A 15,805-nucleotide genomic window follows, 5' to 3' on the forward strand; every position below is an offset into this window, starting at 1 on the left:
TTATACCCTGATTAATGGAATATTTCGGGCAGAGTTATTCTATTATTAATTGAAGTCAAATGATAAAGATCAGGATTTTGCCTGACAGTAGCTAATGTTTTAACTGAGGGCCTATTAGATCGAAATGGTTTTTCGAAAGATGCAGAGGGAGAGAGAAAATAGATTAAATACAGTACGGTTATCCACTGGGCGATAACCGTACTAATGCTATTATTTTTTGAATTTGGCAGAAACAACCAAGTCTTTGCTTCCAGCTGTATATTTATAAAATCCTTCGCCAGATTTTGCTCCCTTGTAACCGGCAGTTACCATGTTAACTAATAATGGACACGGAGCATATTTAGGATTGCCAAAGCCATCATACAACACATTCAAGATCGATAGGCATACATCTAAACCAATAAAGTCGGCTAGTTGTAACGGTCCCATTGGATGTGCCATACCTAATTTCATCACTGTATCAATTTCTTCAACGCCTGCAACTCCTTCATATAGTGAATAAATGGCTTCATTGATCATTGGCATTAAAATGCGGTTAGCTACAAACCCCGGATAATCGTTTACCTCTGTAGGTGTTTTTCCGAGTTTTTTAGAAAGTTCCATTGTTAGTGCAGCAACCTCATCACTGGTAGCATATCCTCTGATTACTTCAACCAATTTCATAATAGGAACCGGATTCATAAAATGCATACCGATAACTTTATCAGCTTTGCTGGTAACAGCAGCTATTTTAGTAATAGATATAGAAGAGGTATTGGTTGCAAGAATGGTTTCGGGTGAAGTGAATGCATCAAGATCTTTAAAGATTTTCAACTTAAGATCTACATTTTCTGTAGCAGCCTCAACTACTAAATCTACATTTGCAACACCTGTTTTCATGTCTGTGAAACTGGTAATGTTTGTTAGTGTATTTTGCTTATCGCTTTCGGTTATTGAGCCTTTTGCAACCTGGCGATCTAAGTTTTTAGTAATGGTGGCAATACCGCGGTCAAGTGCTTCCTGAGAGATATCAACCAAAGCCACTTTAAAGCCAAATTGAGCAAAAGTGTGCGCAATACCATTTCCCATGGTTCCGGAACCAATTATTGCAACGTTTTGAATATTAGTCATATAGGTTATTGATTGTTTTAGAAATATATTCTAAATGATTGTTGAAATAGGATAAATAAAAATCAGAAGGTAAATTTGGTAAAATTTAAGGAAATTATGATTAGTAAAAACATGGAAAACATGCTCAATGAGCAAATTAATAAAGAACTTTTTTCTGCCAATTTATACCTTTCTATTTGTTCTTATTTCCAGGATCAGGATCTTGATGGTTTTGCTAACTTCTTCCGTATTCAATCTAAAGAAGAATTGTTTCATGCCAGCAAGCAATTTGATTATGTGCATGATGTTGGTGGCAAAGTAACCATAAAGGCTGTTGATGCTCCAGAAACGGAGTTTAACTCTACCATTCATGCATTTGAAGTAACATTGGCGCATGAGAAAAAGGTTACTGCTAGTATTAATGAGCTGGTAAAACAAGCTTTGGCAGAAAGCGATTACGCTACTCACAACTTTTTACAATGGTTTATTGCCGAGCAAGTGGAGGAAGAATCGTTGGTAAATAATCTCTTGAGTAAACTTCGTATGATCGGTGACAATAGCTCAGCATTATATCTTTTAAATGCAGAACTAGCTCAACGTACATTTGTTGAACCTGCTAAATAAATAGCCTAATTATATTCGTTCATGCTGACAAATGGGTTTGTCAGCATGATAATTTTTCTGAAATTATTCCTTTCCTTTTTTTCTTATTATTTTCAAATAATCTATTTTACTAACTTCATTATTAGTAACTTAGATTTTAGTTTTGCCATATACCATACCAAACGTAAACTTTTCATTATTCCTCTTCTGATAATTTCAATGCAATTTCAATTAACCTAAAAAAGGAGGTTGTTATGATTTCTGAAACTGTTATTCAGGACTTTAAGCAAGGCTTGAGAGGAGCGCTTATTGCTCCGTCAGATCCCACTTATGATACTGCCAGAAAAGTATATAACGGAATGATTGATAAGAAGCCTGCTTTGATTGTTAAATGCGCTGATGTGTCGGATGTAATGAGTGCTGTTAATTTTGCCAGGGAACATAATTTATTGTTGGCAGTTAGGGGAGGAGGTCATAATGGTGGAGGTTTAGGTATTTGTGATGGGGGGATGGTCATCGATCTGTCAATGATAAAATATACCAGGGTTGACCCTGTAAAGAAAATTGCTGTTGTTGGTGGTGGATGTACATGGGGGGATGTGGATCACGCGACTCATGCATTTGGTATGGCTACGCCAAGCGGCATTATTTCAACAACTGGAGTTGGAGGTCTTACGTTAGGAGGCGGGTTAGGTCACCTTACCCGTAAATACGGACTTTCAATTGATAATTTGTTGGCGGTAGATGTGGTTTTAGCTGATGGAGAATTTGTTACTGCTGATAAGGATAATAATAGTGAGTTATTTTGGGCCATTAGAGGTGGTGGTGGCAATTTTGGTGTGGTAACTTCATTTACCTTTAAGTTGCACCCAGTAGATATGGTTTATGCCGGTCCAATCTTATGGGAAATGGAAAAGGCGGAGAAAGTGATGAAATGGTACAGAGAGTTTATTACCTCTGCTCCGGATGATATTAATGGCTTTTTTGCTTTTCTGACGGTTCCACCGGGACCTCCATTCCCTGCGCATCTGCATATGAAGAAAATGTGTGGCGTTGTGTGGGCCTATACAGGTCCGTTAGATATGGCCGAGAATGTTTTTAAACCTATTAGAGCATTTGAAAAACCCGCATTAGATTTAGTAGGTTCGCTTCCGCAACCTGTTTTACAAAGTATGTTTGATGCTTTATATGTGCCTGGTTACCAATGGTACTGGCGGGCAGATTTCGTTAAAGAATTAAGTGATGCAGCTATAGAACAGCATCTTAAATTCGGACCTGAAATGCCTACTATGCATTCGACTATGCACCTGTATCCAATTAACGGAGCTGCTAGCCGAATTGGAAATTCGGATACTGCATGGAGTTATAGAGATTCCGTTTGGGCAGAAGTTATTGTTGGTGTAGATCCCGATCCTGCAAATAAGGATAAAATAACGGAATGGACGAAAAAATATTGGGAGGCGCTGCATCCATTCTCTGCTGGTGGTGCTTATGTTAATTTTTTAATGGATGAAGGAGAAGAACGGGTAAAGGCAACTTATAAGGAAAATTATGAACGATTGGTTGCAGTTAAGAATAAATACGATCCTGAAAACCTGTTCAGGGTAAATCAAAATATAAAACCCAGTGTCAAAGAGCGAAAACCCATCGCTTTATAACTTAAAGGGCTCCAGAATCTGGAGCCCTTTAAATTTTATCTGTTTTCTGCTTTTGCTGTATTAGCAGGTTTGTTTAACTTCTCGTCAATGTATTCAATCACTTTGTTATATAAGTGAATTCTGTCTTTACCATTAACATTGTGTTCATGACCCGGGTAAACAAAGTAATCTACCGGAACACCGTTTTCAATACATTTTTTAATAAAATCCTGGCTATGTTGCCAAACAACTACCGGATCCATTGTGCCATGAATCAATAGCAAATCGCCTTTCAGGTTTTTAGCTTTATCCAATAATGAAGTTTGTGCAAATCCTTCGGCATTAGTTTGGGGAGTATCCATATATCTCTCTGTGTACATGATCTCATAATAACTCCAATCGATAACCGGACCACCGGCAACACCCACTTTAAATACATCAGGATATTGAGTCATTAAACTGGTTGTCATAAAACCACCATAACTCCATCCATGTACAGCCATTTTATCAGCATTTACATAAGGCAACGATTTCAGGTAGTTAACACCAACCAATTGGTCTTTCATTTCATTTTGCCCTAAGTGACGGAATGTTGCCTGCTCAAATGCTTGTCCACGATTTTTACTTCCACGACCATCAACAGTAAATACAATGTAGCCTTTGTTCGCAAGGTAATACATCCAATAAGATGCACCTGTAGTCCAAGTGTTAGTCACCATCTGTACATTCGGGCCGTTATAAACATACACAACAACCGGGTATTTTTTACTGGCATCAAAATCGAAAGGTTTAATCATTCTTCCATATAATAAGGAGCCATCGTCTGCTTTTAAACGAACTAATTCATTAGATCCGAATTTATATTCAGTTAACGGATTTTTAGCGTTCAGCAATGTTGTTGAAGTCTTTCCGTCTATTGAGAACAAATTAACTTTTTGAGGAATAATAGGACTGCTGAATGGATCAAGAATGAATTTTGCATCCGATGATAAAATTGCCTGATCATGGAAACCGTTTTCTTTACTTAATTTAATGGCATCAAACTCACCTTTTTTATTGGCTTTTTTTGTCAAATCAACCATATAAACCTGCATGTCGATGCTATCCGCATTGTTTCCGGTGAAGAATAGTTTGCTTTCTGTAGCATCAACACCTAAATACTTGCGAACAATGACTTTGCCCGTATTGATGTGTTTGATAAGCTTACCATTAAAGTCATATTGATAAAATTGGTTATATCCTTTGTTTTCACTTCGCCACAAAAATGAGTTTTTCAGGTTGATGGCTTCGTGTTCAGGGTGTACGTATTTAGGATGCGTTTCAGTAAATAGTGTTTTTACAAATTTTCCGGAAACAGCGTCATATTCATTGTATTTCAGTTCATTCTGATCGCGGTTTACTACAGCGATATAGATTGATTTTTCATCATTGCTCCAATGAATATTTGTTAAGTATTGTTCTTTGGGTTCGCCGGTTTGCAAGTAAATAGTTTTTCCAGTTGAAGGACTATAAACACCAAGTGTTACCTCATGGCTTTTCATTCCGGCCATTGGATATTTTATATTCTCTAATTTTGCAGGACGAACATCTGTATTTACCAGTGGGTAATCCGTTACCATTGTAGCATCTTCGCGATAAAATGCTAATAAACTTCCTTTTGGCGACCAGAAGGTACCTTTAGAAATACCAAACTCCTCACGGTGGGTACTTTTTCCATTTTTAATACCCCATTGTGTATCGTTGGTAACTTGCGTTTCCTTACCATCTATACTAACAAAAAGGTTGTCGCCTTTAGTGTAGGCAACTTTGTTTGTTGTTGGCTCAATATCAAGGTTTTCGCCCTCTTTGTTAAATGTAGTTAATGTTTTGGCAGATTTTGATTGTATGTCAAACAGGAATAATTTGCCTTCTGCTGAAAAACGGATATGGTTTGCATCAACCCAAGTAAATTGAGGCCAACCTCTTAATTGAGTACTTGTTGCAGCAGAAACATCCTCAATTGATAATGCGGTGTTAACTGTTGTATTGGTAACAGAACCAATCATCAGGCTTTTACCATTAATGTAAGAATAACTGTTGGTTCCGGTTATCCATTGCAGACCACGTAAACGCTCTTCTCCAAATTTGCTGAAACGCCCTAAAATGGCATCCTGCAAAGTGACTTCCTTTGTTTGTGCAAAACTTACCGATGTCCCTGTTGTAAATAACAAGGCGATGGCAATAAATCTGTGCTTAATATTCATTAATAAAGTGATTATGCTTTGGGCCAAAAATATTCATTATCTGAACTTTACAGCAGGTAATTGAAGTTTAAGCCTGTATTTTTTTTGTGACGGAATAAATACCTGATTCTAAAATGAATAGGTGCGTTAAATGGAGAGAAAATTTCCTATACCAATTATAATCGATCGGTCAATTTCGGGAATATCAGGTATTCTGCCAAGACACGCTAATTTAGAATGATTCAGTATGTAGTCTTCTGAATCATGATCTTCGTTTCCATTAAAGATCAGTCCTTTAATTGGTATATTTCTGTTTTTTAAACTCTCAATGGATAGAAGTGTATGATTAATACTACCTAAATAATTCCTTGAAACAAGAATAACTTCAGCCTCAAGTTTTTCAATCAAATCTATTATTAATGCTTTATCATTTAATGGTACCATCAAACCTCCGGCGCCTTCAATAATCAATTGATTGTTAGTTTCAGGAAGGATGAATTTTTCAAGTTGAATAGTCACATTATCGATTCTGGCTGATTTATGAGGAGAAAACGGCTGACTTAGTCGATACGTTTCAGGATGAAAAACAGTTTTTGAATTACTGATCAGCGATTGAATAGTAATCGTGTCAGACTGGTGCAAATCTCCCGACTGGATCGGCTTCCAGTAGTCTGCATTTAATTTTTCTACAATAATCGCTGAAATAAGAGTTTTACCAACCCCGGTTCCAATTCCGGTTATAAAGAGAGGTTTCTTCATCTATCCAATTATTAATTTAAACAGAAACCCCACGCCAAAAAGCGCAGGGTTCTTAATTTTTTGAGAGATGTAATGTATAAGTTTATTCAATAACTTCTTCCTTTATTTCAATTATTTTACCATCATAAATAACATTTATTACGTTGTAATCATCGTCGAATACAACAAAGTCGGCAGCAAAACCAGCTGATATTTGTCCCAGGTGATGCTCCATAGCAATCACTTTAGCAGGATAAGCTGTGGCCATTTTTAATGCCTCTGCTACATCAATATCTGCCTTTTCAACGCAATTTTTTACAGCCCTCATCATGGTTAATGATGATCCGGCTAATGTACCACCTGGATTAACAAATTTTCCGGTATCCGCCTGGTAAATGTAATCACCTTCCAGGTTCTCAACCACGGCATCCGTAATGATAAATAGACGGTCCTGCAATATTTTTTTACTAATTCTGATAGCCGCATAGTCGCAATGAAAACCATCCGGAATAATGCTCGAATATACATCACTAGCATCATAAATGGCTCCAACCATGCCCGGAGATCTGTGCTGAAATGTCGACATAGCATTGAAAAGATGAGTGCAGGCCTTTACTCCTTTATTAAACACATCTTTAGCTTGCTCATAAGTAGCATTACTATGCCCTGCAGAAATAACAATGCCCAGGTCATTCAGCAAGTCGATACACTCTTCAGTGAGTTGCTCAGGAGCGATGGTGATCATTTTCACAACGCCTTCAGCATCCTTCAATAACTCTTTAAGCTTATCTAAGGTAAGTTCCTGAACATACTGCTCAAGATGAGCCCCTTTCTTTTCCGCATTAATAAAAGGTCCTTCTAAATGAAGACCCAATAATCCGGATCCTCCTGCTTCAAGATACTCTTTGGTTGCTTTAATACATTTTTTAACAGTTTCGGGTGAACTCGTAGGAATTGTGATCATAAACCGGGTAGTTCCAACCCGTTGAAAACTCTCGTTGATCTTATACAGCGCTTCAACTGTTGATTCAACTGAAAATAAAGTGTTTCCGCCTCCGTAAACCTGCAGATCAATAAATCCGGGGGCCACGTTAAATCCGTTTAGATCGATGCATTTAATTTCAGCAGGCAGATCATTTTCGTCGATAATATCAACTATTGTACTTTCATCAATTAAAATAGCCTTGCGATGCTCAATGCTTTTTCCTGTGTAAATGGTAGAATTTGTTAACGCATACATACTAAAAGGTTTGGTTTATTTATTGGGATAAATAGAGCAAATAGAATTCTGATTACCAACTACCAATAGTTATATTTTATAAATATTGATTGATTTCTTTAGCCAATTCATTAATTTCTTCGACCGAATTATATAAATGTAAACAAACTCGTAATCGTTCGGCTCCTTCAGCCACGGCAGGAGAGCGTACAGCACCCAAACTAAAGCCTTTATTCTTTAAATAGGCGCCTGCTCGCATTACTTCTTCGTTACCTGTTATTACAATGGATTGGATAGATGTATTGCTCCTGATTAAATTGATGTCTTTCCGTAAGCGGTATTTAAATAGATCGATTTTATGGATCAAATGCTTTTGCAATTCGGGGTGTTGATTCAGGTAATCATAAGCAACTTTGATGCTTGCTAAAGTATGAAAAGGAGCCGCTGTGGTAAAAATGAAACTTCTTGAAGTATTAATTAAATAATCTCTTAGGTTTTTTGATCCTAATATTACAGCCCCATGTGAACCTATGGCTTTGCCAAAGGTGTGGATACGTGCAAATATTTTATCCTCAAGTCCTAATGAAGAGACTAAACCTTTACCATTTTCTCCTAAAACGCCAGCACTGTGTGCTTCATCAATTATAATATTGGCATTATACTTCTCTGCCAAAGTAACAATTCCTAACAAATCAGGAGAGTCGCCATCCATTGAGTAAACGCTTTCAATGCCTATAAAAATTCTTCCTTTAGCAACTTTTAATTTCTTCTCCAGGCTATCAAGGTCATTATGCCTGAACTTAAAACGGTTTGCATAGCTCAATCTAGATCCATCAATTATACATGCATGAATTTTTTCATCCAGAATGATAGTATCACCTTTTTGGGGTATGCTTGAAAAGAAACCGAGATTGGCATCATAACCCGAGTTATATAATAATCCGGCTTCTGCCTTATGAAATTGGGCAAGTCGATCTTCCAATGCTTCAGCATAGGCTGTATTTCCGGAGATAAGACGAGATCCGGTAGAACCAATAAGGGAATGTGGGTGGTTGTCAAGTTCAGTAGCAAGTAGGTGTTTGAGTTCTGTTGAGCGCGATAAACCTAAATAATCATTGGATGAAAAATCAATCAGGTTATCCTCAGTTTTTAATTGTCTGAACGCATGAGTTTCTTTTAAATGACCGATACGATCATCTAAATATTTTTCAATAGAAGGCATGTGTGTGTTTGGTTTTGTGGATGACAAATATAAAGCTTTGGGATATATCCTTTCAATAAATCAGAAAAAAGAAAAGCATCTGATTGATACCAGATGCTTTTCTTTTTCAGCATTAATAATTAATGGCTATATTATAATTATATTGAATCTTTCTTACTCTTATCCCAGCCACCTTTTCGCTGCTGCATGCGTTCTTTCATTTTCTTTTCGCGTTCAGCTTTTAAAGTCATATAATCAGCCATTTGTTTTTCTGTTAACACTCCTTTATAAGCAGTTTCTTTATCTTCTTCAATTTTTTTTGCTCCTTTAAAAGCTTCGGCTCTATCGCCTTCACTTTGAGCACGCAATTCATCCATGTTCTTAGCAGAGGTCAAATTGATCTCTTGGATCTTCTTTTGCTGGTCTTCCGATAAACTTAGCTTTTTAGATAATTGTTGTGTTTGCATTGAAGCACGCTCTTCAGCTGTGCGTTGAACCCTCTGTTGTGCATTGGCTGCTACAGACGATATTACTGTGGCTGCCATTATAAGAATCAGTTTTTTCATGTTATTTGCTGTTTTCTTACTTTGAATAAAAGAAAGCAAAATGGTTTAAACAGTAAAAACAATTCTTACAAAGACGAATGGTAAGGGTTTATAAGTGAATAGATCTCCGTATCGTAAAATTTACCTTCAAAATAGAAGTTGTCCTTGTGAAAAGCCTCCTTTGTAAACCCAGTTTTCTCTAAAAGCTTTCCAGAAGCAATATTTTCAGGGTCAATATGGGCTTCAATCGAATGGAAGTTAAGTTGCTTGAAACCATATTCAATTGTGGCCTCTGTGGCTTCCTTTATAATTCCTTTACCCCAATAATCAGCATGTAGCATATAACCGATTTCTGCGCGATGATGTTCCTTGATGATGCGCCAAAAACCTACAGAACCTATAAAAATATCGGGTGCATCTTTTAGAGTAATAGCCCAAGTGATACCTTCATTATTCTTAAAAGAATTAAGAATCGTATCAATCCATGTTTTTGCATCATTAACAGTTTTAGCACGCGGTCTTTTGATGAATCGCATAATAGCCTCGTTGCTTCTGAGCTCAAAAACTTTATCAGCATCTGTATGGCTAAATTGTCGCAAAATTAATTGAGTAGTATTAATAACAGGAAATTCCTGAAAGTTTATGTCCAACATTCTAACGGTAGATATTAAAATTAGGGTTAATCGTTTGTCTTTAATTTGATAACGGTTTTTTGTAGTTGTTCCACCATTTCAGTCAATTTTTCTAATGAAGGTTCAACCGAAGGGGTAGGAAAGGAGGTACTTATAAATGCCTTAGCTTTCCAAACTTCAAGAACATCTTCCGCCTGAATGCTGTATGTTTCGTAAATCTTATTATCAGAGGCAAGCATCAGTCGTTTGTTTTCTTTTATTTTATTGGTAACTCTCTTATAAACAATACCCTCGTCTTTACTCAGAACTACGTATGTTTCGCCTGATTTAATATCGTTGAAATTTTCCACATACTCACCCACTACAATAGTTCCAGGTTCAAGCGGTAACATAGAATCACCTTTTAGCTCAAATGCCCTGAATGTACCACCTTTTAAAAAAGGAAGATGAAATTTTGGAAGTTCAGCGACGTATTGAGGATCTGCGTAACCATTCATATATCCTGCACTTGCTTTTGCCGGTACAAGCTCAATGTTTTCATTGGAATCACTATCGACCGTAATACTTAATATGCGTAATCCTCCCGTCGGATTATTCTTTTCTTCTTCTGATGCTTTTTCTTTTTTAGCGAACCATTTATCATTTATACGTTCCCCGATAAATTCATCTACAGAAATGCTAAATAAGTTAGCCATTTTGATGAGTAGTTCAGTTTTCGGTTCTGCACGGTCTTCTTCATAAGCACCTATAACTGCGCGTTTAACATTAAGATTATCAGCTAATTGTTGTTGTGTAAGGTTTTGTTTCTTACGTAAGTATTTTAGATTTTGAGAAATGATACCCATAAAATATTTTGCGAAAAATTTTATAATACTAAATATAATAGCATATATTTGCTAATAAAGTTAGTGACTATTTTTGAAATAGCAAGAATAAAATTTAAAAATGCACCGAGCAATCTTACATATGGACCTTGATACGTTCTTCGTTTCGGTAGAACGATTAAAAAATCCACAGTTAGTGGGGAAGCCGGTTATTGTTGGAGGCCGGGAGAGAGGAGTTGTTGCAGCCTGTAGTTATGAAGCCAGAAAATTCGGCGTTCATTCTGCAATGGCATCTGTTAAGGCCCGTAAACTTTGTCCGCAGGCCATTTGGTTAAAAGGGGATGGGGCTTCTTATAGCTATTATTCTAATAAAGTTACGCAAATCATTGCGGATGCAGTTCCTGTATTCGAAAAGGCCTCTGTGGATGAATTTTATATCGACCTCACAGGCATGGATCGTTTTTTCGATGTATATGAGTACGCAACCAAATTGCGATCGAAAATAATTAATGAAACTGGCCTTCCTATTTCAATGGCGCTTTCTACTAGTAAAACCGTATCTAAAATCGCTACCGATGAAGCAAAGCCGTGTGGGCAATTATTTATTGAAGAAGGAAAAGAAAAAGAATTTCTTGCTCCTTTAGCTATAAATAAATTGCCCATGGTGGGTGATAATACCTACGCCTTTCTTGTTAAAAGAGGAATAAAGACAGTTGGAGATTTGGCTGCTGTTCCTGTGGAGATATTGGAAAATTTGCTGGGCAAACACGGGACTTCATTATGGGAAAAAGCTAACGGTATCTGTAATCGCCAGGTTGAGTCATCATATAGTCGTAAATCTATTTCACAGGAAACAACATTTTTTGATGACGTTAGCGACAAGGAGCATCTTTTAGGTGTTTTGTCTGCTATGACGGAAAAATTATGTTATAAAATCCGAAGTACTAACATGGTAAGTTCATGCGTTGCCATTAAATTTCGTTATCCAGATTTTACTACACATACTCAACAACTCGCAATAGACCCGACTAACTCCGATACAATTATTTCAGAAGCTGTTAGAAAGCTTTTTTATTTGATTCATAGAAATGAGAAACTGCGCTTGATAGGCGTTCGTCTGGGCAATCTTTCTAATGAAAAATCGCAGCTAAATTTATTTGGCAATGCTGAAAAAGAACTTCAGAAGTTAAAGGCAATTGATTCGATAAGAAATAAATACGGATGGAAATCGGTGGTAAACGCCTCTTCAGCAACTGATTTCCGATAAAAAGATTTTAGAATAATTAAACTTTATAATCATGGCAACATTCAACCGCTCAAATGTTCATCAATTAGTTGAAAAGCGTTACATCTATTTTATGACTGACAGAAACCGTTCTGCTATAACAATTGGTATTTCCAATGATTTAATACATACAATAAATGCTTATCGCAATTCTCCATCTATGTTTTTTGATTATTCAACCAGTCATATGCGGTTGGTGTATTTTGAAGAATTTACCAATGAAACACTATTACATAAGCGTTACGAATTTTTAAAGATGCTCACAAAAGCACAGAAAGAGAAGCTGATAAGGTCAGTTAATGCGGATTGGGTTGATCTGTCAATAGGGGTAGATTTTGAGGAAATCTTAGATATTAATTATTCGTTAAGAAAAATAAAAATTAATATAGCTGCATGTTAATAGCTTGCTTTTTAGAGCTGTATGGGCATTAATTGATGAAGAACGACAATATTGTATGCTTTTTGATACTAATCAATTGGCTTTGTATTAATATTAATCATATTTTTGCAGAATTCTGTTAGTGTTTCATTACTTGACAACGTAAAAGCGTCTCTAATTATGGCTAAAAAGCACACCGACCATTTCAGCTGCATCACCTGTCAGTATCGTAAGGATTCTGTTTTTTGTGGGTTACGGGAAAACGAACTGGCTAAAATTGACTCACATAAAGGTCATATTACTTATAACAAAGGTGAAGAGATTTTTATTGAAGGAGACCGTCCACACGGTATCTACTGTATTCATGGTGGCAAAGTAAAACTATCTAAACATGGTGAATTTGGGAAGGAACAAATTGTTCGTTTCGCAAAAGAAAGTGATGTTATAGGCTACAGGGCGTTGCTTGGTAATGAAATGTATGATTGTTCAGCGGTTGCACTTGAGCAAACAGAAGTTTGTTTTGTTCCTAAGTCTGACTTCTTCGAAATATTTGATAATAGTGCATCGTTATCAGGTAACATGGTTAAGCTTCTTACGCTTGATTTAAAACGAGCTGAGAACAAACTTACCGATATTGCACAGAAACCGGTTCGCGAACGTATTGCAGAAACTATCTTGGTTTTGAAAGAAACGTTTGGAGAAGATATAGAAACCGGTTGTATTAAAGTTGTTTTAAGTAGAGAGGAAATTGCTAATATGGCAGGTACTGCTACCGAAACAGCTATTCGATTATTATCTGAACTCAAAACTGACGCGTTAATTGAGTTCGTTGGCAAAAAAATTAAAATCGTTAATAAAAAAGAACTGCTTCGAAGAGCAAATCTTTATAATTAATAATGCATGACTTTTGTCATGTTTTTCTTAAATTTTCGGGATTAATTTTGTCCTGACCTGGACTGTGTTCCGGGTTCTAATTAACCGGGCACATGCAATTAACCGATATTAATACTACTTGCTTTCACTGCGGACTTGAGTGTGAAGAGGAAACCGTCCTTTTTCAACAGAAAACTTTTTGCTGTAATGGCTGTAAAGTTGTGTACGAGATCTTATCAGAAAATGAATTGTGTGATTATTATGATATTTCTCAAACACCAGGGGTTTCACAGCGTTTAAAAAGTTCAGCTTCCCAAAAGTTTTCTGTTCTTGACACACCTGATATTAAGCATAAATTAATCCGCTTTACCGATGGAGAACAGACGCATATTGTATTTTTCCTCCCTCAAATTCATTGTAGCTCATGTATTTGGTTATTAGAAAATTTAAATAGAATCAATCCCGCAGTAATTAGTTCACGAGTTGACTTTACTACAAAGGAAATTACCGTTGTTTATAAGGAAGAAAAGATAACCCTTAAAGAAATAGCCGAGATTCTTACCAGTGTAGGCTATGAACCTTATCTCAACCTAAATGATGTTACTAATAAAAAGCCTGAATCAACTGACAGGGGATTGATTTATAAACTTGGAATTGCAGGTTTTTGCTTTGGTAATATTATGATGCTCAGTTTTCCTGAGTATTTTTCAGATGGGACTGTTGATATTCAGCTTCAGAAATTATTCAGTACCCTTAATCTGATCTTAGCACTACCTGTATTTTTTTATAGCGCATCTGTGTTTTATAAATCAGCATGGGCAGGTTTGAAAAAGAAATTCCTCAATATTGATGCTCCGATTGTACTAGCAATCTGGATTACCTTTGCTCGTAGTGTTTATGAGATTTTGAGTGGCACTGGTGCCGGATACCTTGATTCAATGGCAGGAATTGTATTTTTCATGCTCATTGGTCGTTATCTTCAGGACAGAACTTATAAGAAGTTATCTTTTGAACGCGATTACAGATCCTATTTTCCAATTGCTGTAACAGTAAAAAGAGATAAAGACAAAGAGGTAAATATCCCTGTAACCGATTTAAAAGTAGGAGACAGGATGATTGTCAGAAATAATGAATTAATCCCTGCCGATTCAATACTATTTTATGGCGATGCTAATATCGATTACAGTTTTGTTACCGGTGAGTCTGCTCCAATAAAAAAATCAACTGGTGAAATTATCTATGCCGGTGGAAAGCAAAAGGGAAGCTCAATTGAAATGGAAGTAGTTAAGGAAGTTTCCAATAGTTATTTAACTGAACTATGGAACAAGGATGTTTTCAGAAGTTATGAAGATAAAAAGCTTTCATTTATTCATAAATTAAGCCAGTATTTTACATTAATATTATTCTCCATTGCAGCAATCACTGCAGTCTATTGGGGCTTCAATGATCAATCACGAATTTTAAATGCAGTATCAGCTATATTGATCATTGCTTGTCCGTGTGCATTGCTGTTATCTGCCACATTTACCAACGGAAATGTTTTGCGCATTTTTGGTCAGAACGGACTTTACCTGAAGAATGCAACCGTCATAGAAATGATTGCGGAAGCAGATTCTATAGTTTTTGATAAAACTGGAACCATAACCCAAAATGGGGCAATGAAAGTTAGTTTCAGTGGAAATCCATTGTCGGATGAACAAGAAGTAATTATTCGTTCATTATCGGTTCAGTCTACACATCCCTATAGCAAAGCTATTACTTATTACCTTCCAAAATCAAAGTTGTTGAAGGTTCATAATTTAAAGGAAACTGCAGGATTAGGCCTTGAGGGTGATATAGATGGGAATTTGGTAAAACTTGGATCTGCCTTATTTACAGGAGCCATTGACACTTCTGGCATTAATACGGGTAAGGTGTACGTAACAATCAATGAACAAGTGGTTGGTTGTTTTACCATTACTAATAAGTATCGCGAAGGAATGGAAAAATTAATCCATAATTTGGATAAAAGCTATGAGCTTTCAGTTATTTCCGGCGATAATGATGCTGAGCAACCATATCTCGAAAAGCTGTTTATAGGTGAAAGCACATTGCTATTTAATCAAACACCTGAAGGCAAATTAAAATACATAAATGATTTACGAACCAAGCATAAAAAGGTGATGATGGTAGGGGATGGATTGAATGATGCGGGAGCGTTAAGGCAAAGTAATATTGGCATTGCTGTTTCCGATGAAGTCAATAATTTTTCTCCTGCTTGTGATGCGATCTTAGATGGAACTCAGTTAAATAGACTGGGAACATTTATAAGATATGCAAAAGCTGGAAAAGCAATTGTGGTTGCTAGCTTTATCATATCAATTTTATACAATTTCGTAGGATTATCTTTTGCTGTTCAGGGAATCTTATCACCTGTTATTGCTGCTATTCTAATGCCTGCAAGTTCCCTCACTATCATCTTGTTTACAATGGGCACCAGTAGTTTTATTGCCAAGTTATGGGGAATGCGATAAGTGAAAAATAAAGTTATTATTAACTATTTATTTGGTAAATTAAGT

General features: G+C 36.4%; 14 protein-coding genes. 6 read left to right on the forward strand and 8 right to left on the reverse strand.

Annotation, left to right across the window (positions count from 1 at the left end; all coding sequences use genetic code 11):
* Window positions 1-210: 210 nt before the first annotated feature.
* Window positions 211-1,110 carry a 3-hydroxybutyryl-CoA dehydrogenase gene (locus tag SOLCA_RS06705; RefSeq protein WP_014679689.1) on the reverse strand — a complete coding sequence of 300 codons (900 nt, stop codon included), beginning with the start codon at window positions 1,108-1,110 and terminating at the stop codon, window positions 211-213.
* A 96-nt stretch (window positions 1,111-1,206) separates the two neighbouring features.
* Here SOLCA_RS06705 and SOLCA_RS06710 point away from each other — a divergent pair, with 96 nt between their 5' ends.
* Both SOLCA_RS06710 and SOLCA_RS06715 read left to right on the forward strand, forming a co-directional pair.
* Entirely contained in the window at window positions 1,207-1,713 is a 507-nt protein-coding gene (locus tag SOLCA_RS06710) for a ferritin (protein WP_014679690.1), read from the forward strand.
* Window positions 1,714-1,946: 233 nt separating this feature from the next.
* Entirely contained in the window at window positions 1,947-3,350 is a 1,404-nt protein-coding gene (locus SOLCA_RS06715) for an FAD-binding oxidoreductase (protein ID WP_014679691.1), read from the forward strand.
* A 35-nt stretch (window positions 3,351-3,385) separates the two neighbouring features.
* Here the strand turns inward: SOLCA_RS06715 and SOLCA_RS06720 are convergent, their stop codons facing one another.
* The 7 genes from SOLCA_RS06720 to SOLCA_RS06750 form a co-directional block, all read right to left on the reverse strand.
* Window positions 3,386-5,572, reverse strand: a complete 2,187-nt coding sequence (locus SOLCA_RS06720; protein ID WP_014679692.1) for a S9 family peptidase — start codon at window positions 5,570-5,572, stop codon at window positions 3,386-3,388.
* A gap of 126 nt (window positions 5,573-5,698) precedes the next feature.
* Window positions 5,699-6,310, reverse strand: a complete 612-nt coding sequence (gene bioD, locus SOLCA_RS06725; RefSeq protein ID WP_014679693.1) for a dethiobiotin synthase — start codon at window positions 6,308-6,310, stop codon at window positions 5,699-5,701.
* 82 nt (window positions 6,311-6,392) lie between these two features.
* The gene (gene nagA / locus SOLCA_RS06730) at window positions 6,393-7,529 is read right to left on the reverse strand and encodes an N-acetylglucosamine-6-phosphate deacetylase (protein ID WP_014679694.1); all 1,137 of its coding nucleotides are present in this window, start codon (window positions 7,527-7,529) and stop codon (window positions 6,393-6,395) included.
* 76 nt (window positions 7,530-7,605) lie between these two features.
* Window positions 7,606-8,730, reverse strand: a complete 1,125-nt coding sequence (locus SOLCA_RS06735) for an aminotransferase class I/II-fold pyridoxal phosphate-dependent enzyme (protein ID WP_014679695.1) — start codon at window positions 8,728-8,730, stop codon at window positions 7,606-7,608.
* 137 nt (window positions 8,731-8,867) lie between these two features.
* Window positions 8,868-9,275, reverse strand: coding sequence for a hypothetical protein (locus tag SOLCA_RS22205; protein ID WP_052308559.1), 408 nt, complete (start codon window positions 9,273-9,275; stop codon window positions 8,868-8,870).
* Between the two features lie 65 nt (window positions 9,276-9,340).
* The gene (locus SOLCA_RS06745; RefSeq protein WP_014679697.1) at window positions 9,341-9,907 is read right to left on the reverse strand and encodes a GNAT family N-acetyltransferase; all 567 of its coding nucleotides are present in this window, start codon (window positions 9,905-9,907) and stop codon (window positions 9,341-9,343) included.
* Between the two features lie 26 nt (window positions 9,908-9,933).
* Window positions 9,934-10,731, reverse strand: coding sequence for an XRE family transcriptional regulator (locus tag SOLCA_RS06750; RefSeq protein ID WP_014679698.1), 798 nt, complete (start codon window positions 10,729-10,731; stop codon window positions 9,934-9,936).
* Window positions 10,732-10,831: 100 nt separating this feature from the next.
* Here SOLCA_RS06750 and dinB point away from each other — a divergent pair, with 100 nt between their 5' ends.
* The 4 genes from dinB (at window position 10,832) to SOLCA_RS06770 (ending at window position 15,760) form a co-directional block, all read left to right on the forward strand.
* A complete protein-coding gene (dinB, locus tag SOLCA_RS06755; RefSeq protein ID WP_014679699.1) occupies window positions 10,832-11,977 on the forward strand; it encodes a DNA polymerase IV in 1,146 nt (381 codons plus the stop codon).
* A gap of 31 nt (window positions 11,978-12,008) precedes the next feature.
* Window positions 12,009-12,395, forward strand: a complete 387-nt coding sequence (locus SOLCA_RS06760) for a GIY-YIG nuclease family protein (protein ID WP_014679700.1) — start codon at window positions 12,009-12,011, stop codon at window positions 12,393-12,395.
* Window positions 12,396-12,554: 159 nt separating this feature from the next.
* A complete protein-coding gene (locus SOLCA_RS06765; protein ID WP_042480848.1) occupies window positions 12,555-13,268 on the forward strand; it encodes a Crp/Fnr family transcriptional regulator in 714 nt (237 codons plus the stop codon).
* 92 nt (window positions 13,269-13,360) lie between these two features.
* A complete protein-coding gene (locus SOLCA_RS06770; RefSeq protein ID WP_014679702.1) occupies window positions 13,361-15,760 on the forward strand; it encodes a heavy metal translocating P-type ATPase in 2,400 nt (799 codons plus the stop codon).
* Window positions 15,761-15,805 lie beyond the last annotated feature (45 nt).

The organism is Solitalea canadensis DSM 3403, from assembly GCF_000242635.2.
GTDB lineage: Bacteria > Bacteroidota > Bacteroidia > Sphingobacteriales > Sphingobacteriaceae > Solitalea > Solitalea canadensis.

What these genes read in the sequence shown, in the direction of transcription:
- SOLCA_RS06745 (WP_014679697.1), bottom strand. Translation starts at nt 9,907, where the DNA reads ATGTTGGACATAAACTTTCAGGAATTTCCTGTTATTAATACTACTCAA.
- nagA (WP_014679694.1), bottom strand. Translation starts at nt 7,529, where the DNA reads ATGTATGCGTTAACAAATTCTACCATTTACACAGGAAAAAGCATTGAG.
- bioD (WP_014679693.1), bottom strand. Translation starts at nt 6,310, where the DNA reads ATGAAGAAACCTCTCTTTATAACCGGAATTGGAACCGGGGTTGGTAAA.
- SOLCA_RS06705 (WP_014679689.1), bottom strand. Translation starts at nt 1,110, where the DNA reads ATGACTAATATTCAAAACGTTGCAATAATTGGTTCCGGAACCATGGGA.
- SOLCA_RS06720 (WP_014679692.1), bottom strand. Translation starts at nt 5,572, where the DNA reads ATGAATATTAAGCACAGATTTATTGCCATCGCCTTGTTATTTACAACA.
- SOLCA_RS06735 (WP_014679695.1), bottom strand. Translation starts at nt 8,730, where the DNA reads ATGCCTTCTATTGAAAAATATTTAGATGATCGTATCGGTCATTTAAAA.
- SOLCA_RS06765 (WP_042480848.1), top strand. Translation starts at nt 12,555, where the DNA reads ATGGCTAAAAAGCACACCGACCATTTCAGCTGCATCACCTGTCAGTAT.
- SOLCA_RS06715 (WP_014679691.1), top strand. Translation starts at nt 1,947, where the DNA reads ATGATTTCTGAAACTGTTATTCAGGACTTTAAGCAAGGCTTGAGAGGA.
- dinB (WP_014679699.1), top strand. Translation starts at nt 10,832, where the DNA reads ATGCACCGAGCAATCTTACATATGGACCTTGATACGTTCTTCGTTTCG.
- SOLCA_RS06770 (WP_014679702.1), top strand. Translation starts at nt 13,361, where the DNA reads ATGCAATTAACCGATATTAATACTACTTGCTTTCACTGCGGACTTGAG.
- SOLCA_RS06760 (WP_014679700.1), top strand. Translation starts at nt 12,009, where the DNA reads ATGGCAACATTCAACCGCTCAAATGTTCATCAATTAGTTGAAAAGCGT.
- SOLCA_RS06710 (WP_014679690.1), top strand. Translation starts at nt 1,207, where the DNA reads ATGATTAGTAAAAACATGGAAAACATGCTCAATGAGCAAATTAATAAA.
- SOLCA_RS22205 (WP_052308559.1), bottom strand. Translation starts at nt 9,275, where the DNA reads ATGAAAAAACTGATTCTTATAATGGCAGCCACAGTAATATCGTCTGTA.
- SOLCA_RS06750 (WP_014679698.1), bottom strand. Translation starts at nt 10,731, where the DNA reads ATGGGTATCATTTCTCAAAATCTAAAATACTTACGTAAGAAACAAAAC.